This window comes from Mesorhizobium sp. P5_C1 (assembly GCF_054049815.1).
On sequence record NZ_JBFULQ010001200.1, the window covers coordinates 1 to 823 of the forward strand.

The following is an 823-nucleotide window of genomic DNA, read 5'->3' on the forward strand; positions in this document are numbered from 1 at the left end:
GTCGCCACTCTGACAGGTATAATTTGCAATTCTATTAAGGCGAGCAGTAGGCGGCAAGGGCAACTCCGGATATTTTTGATTGAGCTTTTGCGATCGATTCGGCCATGCTGCAATGCACGCAAAGGGATTTGAACCGACCTCGAATGGTCGCCATTCTTGAGTAAAAGAAACAATATTAAGTAGTATTTTACGGGATTTGCCTTGAGTATCGAGCTCTGCTAAAGCACTATTGTGCTCCGTGCCTTACCCCATAGGACAGCCCGCCTAAGAACCGCCCCAAAAAGGCCCTTATTTTTCGGGGTTTGCCCATTTATTGTCACAAATGTGCTAAATATCCCGAAATTTGTGCATGGCTAGCTTATTATTTAGTCAATTCATGACGCGACTATTTCAACCGGTTGGTAAATTGTGTGTTGCGCTGCAACATTTTTTTGGTATCTTGCGGCGAACCATTCGTTCACGCATGGAGTTTACGGCATGAGGGACGTTGCCAAGTCGGCCACAGCGGGCTTTTCGCAGGTCGACATCGATTTTCCGCCGCCGATCGGCGGCCTGCTTAAACGCAGCTTCGATATCACCGGATCACTGATTGGCTTGATCGCTCTCAGCCCGCTGTTTGTTATGATCGCTCTGCTCGTCAAACTTTCCGACGGCGGATCGATCTTCTACGGCCACAGGCGAATCGGACGCGGGGGACGGATTTTTCCGTGCCTGAAGTTCCGCACCATGGTTCCCGATGGCGACAAGGTGTTGGCCGCCTATCTCGCAACCAACCCGGACGCCAACGCGGAATGGGTGGCGACCCGCAAGCTGAAGAACGATC

Annotated in this window: 1 protein-coding gene; it reads left to right on the forward strand. The window is 51.0% G+C overall.

What is annotated here, in order from left to right:
* Nucleotides 1-477: 477 nt before the first annotated feature.
* On the forward strand, nt 478-823 hold a 346-nt coding region (locus ACXJ7R_RS34865), incomplete at its 3' end, for a sugar transferase (protein ID WP_457155762.1).